General features: G+C 38.6%; 5 protein-coding genes. All 5 read left to right on the forward strand.

The features are described 5' to 3' along the window. Positions 1 to 266 (forward strand): ComF family protein (locus KIT27_12315; GenBank protein MCW5590430.1); only part of this gene is annotated, 266 nt, incomplete at its 5' end. A gap of 250 nt (positions 267 to 516) precedes the next feature. Continuing rightward, the gene (locus tag KIT27_12320) at positions 517 to 819 is read left to right on the forward strand and encodes a helix-turn-helix transcriptional regulator (protein MCW5590431.1); all 303 of its coding nucleotides are present in this window, start codon (positions 517 to 519) and stop codon (positions 817 to 819) included. A 22-nt stretch (positions 820 to 841) separates the two neighbouring features. Continuing rightward, positions 842 to 1,396, forward strand: a complete 555-nt coding sequence (locus KIT27_12325; protein ID MCW5590432.1) for a rhodanese family protein — start codon at positions 842 to 844, stop codon at positions 1,394 to 1,396. Between the two features lie 4 nt (positions 1,397 to 1,400). After that, positions 1,401 to 1,742, forward strand: a complete 342-nt coding sequence (locus KIT27_12330) for a carboxymuconolactone decarboxylase family protein (protein MCW5590433.1) — start codon at positions 1,401 to 1,403, stop codon at positions 1,740 to 1,742. A gap of 341 nt (positions 1,743 to 2,083) precedes the next feature. Next, positions 2,084 to 3,268: a class I SAM-dependent rRNA methyltransferase gene (locus KIT27_12335; protein MCW5590434.1), complete on the forward strand. Its 1,185-nt coding sequence runs from the start codon at positions 2,084 to 2,086 to the stop codon at positions 3,266 to 3,268. The last annotated feature ends 196 nt before the right edge of the window (positions 3,269 to 3,464 follow it).

Here is a 3,464-nt window from a genome sequence, read left to right on the forward strand (position 1 = left end):
GCCAACAGCTTAAGATCCCGATATTACGCTCAGCCACTCGACGGATTAAAGCCACTGCCGCACAAAGTGGTTTAACCGCAAAAGCACGCAAACACAATATAAAAAAAGCATTTTGGGTGGATCCGCATTTTCATGCTCAGCGAATTTTAGTGATCGATGATGTAATCACCACCGGTCAGACAATGCATGAATTTTGTCGCACCTTGCAACAACAAGGTATCCCACACATCGATGTCGCATGTTGCGCTAAGCGTATGAGAAAGTAATCTTCATCGCACGTAGTCTGAAACGGAGCGTAGCTGATGTAGCCTGGAACGGATCGTAGCGGATGTAGCCTGGAACGGAGCGTAGCGGAGATCCAGGATCGGAACATTAAAAAAATATCGGATTATTTTGGCATAGTTTCGCAGAGTGATAAAAGAGTTGGAACCTGGATCTCCGCTACGCTCCGTTCCAGGCTACATTCCAATCCAGGCTGCGCTTGACTTTTATATTAGAATAATCTAAATTAGATATATGCGAAATACAAATATTCATCAGTTACGAAAAAATTCAAGGCGAGCAGCAGAAATGCTGAAGGCATTAGCACATCCAGAGCGGCTAATGATTTTATGCCAACTGGTGGCCGGAGAAAAAACGGTGGGTGAACTGTGGCAAGGCTCTGATTTGAGTCAATCGGCTTTTTCACAACATTTAGCCGTGCTCCGTCGTAAAAAATTAGTCACTATACGTAAAGAAGCGCAAACCATTTTTTATACACTTGCTAATCAAGATAGCATTAAAATTTTAGAATTATTACACCGTATTTATTGCCAATAAGTTTTTAAATGAGGGTTAGATCATGAGTGAACTGATTTTATTAACGGATGAAGAGTTAAAAAAACTCATAGCAGAAAATCCTACGGCGGAAAATATTCAAATCATTGATATTCGTGACGCCGATGAGTATGCGCGCGAACACATTCCTGGTAGTCAAAATATTCCCATCTCGCAATTATCTCAAGTCAATTTAACTTCAGCACAAAATAAAATTGTTATCTTTTACTGTAAGCTTGGGAATCGCACTCGTGCTCAACAACAACGATTATCAGCAAGCGGATTATCGCCTATTTATTGTTTGAGCGGCGGCATTGAACAATGGAAACGCTGTGGTTTTGCTGTCGTAGCCAACCCTAAAGCGCCACTAGAAATTATGCGTCAGGTACAAATCATTGCTGGCAGCTTAATGCTATTAGGAATTATTTTAGCGTATAGCGTAGCAACCATTTTTATTTTTCTCAGTGTTTTTGTGGGAGTTGGATTAATCATTGCTGGCGTGAGTGGGTTTTGTGGCATGGCCAAATTATTAATGTATATGCCGTGGAATAAGTCTAACTGTATTTTAAATAAGGAGTAAATTTATGACTAAGCAATATAAAGAAATCACTCGTGATATTTCCGCATCATTAGCAACTTTGCGTAAATCCATTCCCGATGTCATGAATGGGTTTAGTAACCTTGCACAAGCAGCAACAAAAGACGGTGCACTGGATAAAAAAACCAAAGAATTAATTGCTTTAGCACTTGGCGTTGCCGCGCATTGTGATGGTTGCATTGGTTTTCATACCCAAGCCTTAGTCAAATTGGGCGCTACCCATGAAGAATTAGTAGAAACGTTGGGAATGGCGGTGTATATGGGGGGCGGACCTTCATTAATGTATGCGGCAGATGCGATACGCTCATTTGAAGAATTTAAAAATTAAATATTAATAATCTTATGCTCTTCAGTCATTCAAAATTTTATACTGCTCGCTAATCGAGACGGAGGGTTTCCATATAATGGCAACGTCGCATCTCGATGAGAGAGCAGTATATGCTCTTCACGCTTGAATTTTAGGCTTTGTTGCCGAGTTAAAGCTACGGAGGGATTGTATTCAGTATACGCTTCTTCGTATCGTTAACTCGGCGCCTCGCCTAAAATCCAATCGTTTTGAGTATAGTTGCTACATACAGCTATATCCTGTACAGTACGCACCAATCACAGAGTTGAGCTGTGGAAACTTAAATCCAACTTATTTTTACATTGGTTAATATTGGGGAAAAAATGTCTAAGCACGCACAATTAATATTAAAAAAATCCGAGCATAAAAGAATTCTTGCAGGACATTTATGGGTTTATAGTAACGAAGTTGATACGCAAAAATCGTCGTTAAAACAATTTCAGCCAGGCGATCTTGTTGATATTTTTAATCAAGAGAATCGCTTTATTGCAACCGCCTATATTAATCCACATAATTTATTAACCGCACGTGTGTTAACAACGCTGCCTAATACTACGATAGATCACTGCTTTTTTTTGCAACGCTTACAAGTGGCTTTCGCTAAACGACAAAGTTTATTTAATCAACCTTATTATCGTTTAGTGTTTGGCGAAAGTGATTTTTTACCCGGGGTAGTGGTGGATCGCTTTAATGATGTGATTGTTGTGCAAATTTCCACAGCTGGCATGGAAGCATTAAAAGAATATCTGGTTGCTGCGATTGATGAATTATTAAATCCCAATATTATTATTTTAAAAAATGATGCTAAAAGTCGCGAGCAAGAAGGCTTACCTTGTTATGTTGAATTCTGCAAAGGCAATTCTATTGATGAAATCTCTTTAATTGAAAATGAGGTTTCATTTATTGTGCCTGCCACTAGCGGACAAAAAACCGGTTGGTTTTTTGATCATCGTAATAATCGTGCCCTTTTACAAAAAATAGCAAAAGATAAAAAGGTACTAGATGTTTTTAGTTACGTTGGCGGCTGGGGAATTCAAGCGGCAATGTTTGGCGCTAAACAATGTGTGTGCGTGGATAGCTCAGAACCTGCGTTAACCTATTTGCAAAAAAATGCCGCGCTTAATCATATTGAAAATAAAATTTCAACGATTAATGATGATGCATTTAAAGCGTTAAGCACATTACAATCCCAAGGTGAAAAATTTGATGTGATTATTGTCGATCCACCGGCATTTATTAAAAAACGCAAAGATATTCCTGCCGGAGAAAAAGCGTATCAACGAATTAATGAATTAGCACTCGCGTTATTAAATCCGCAAGGTTTTTTACTAAGCGCCTCGTGTTCGATGTTGCTGCCAGAACATCGACTCAGAGAATTATTAGCAAGAGCGAGTCATAAAACAGCACGACATCTTAGCATTCTACAATCTTTGCATCAGGGCTTTGATCATCCTGTTCATTTTAATATCCCCGAGACGAATTATTTGAAGGGTTTTTTGGTGGGGTGAGTAATTTGCCATATTTTGGGTTAAAATTTGCCTTGATCAGATATAATCCTAATAATAACGTGAGTTATTGATTGTAATCTATACTTAAAACAATTGGATTATAAGTAAGGCGCTAAGTGTGAAGATGCAAAGGACTGTATTCTGAAATACATGACTAAACAGCTTTAGCTCGTCAACAAAATCTAAATTTCAAACG

Source organism: Legionellales bacterium (assembly GCA_026125385.1).
Classification (GTDB): domain Bacteria; phylum Pseudomonadota; class Gammaproteobacteria; order JAHCLG01; family JAHCLG01; genus JAHCLG01.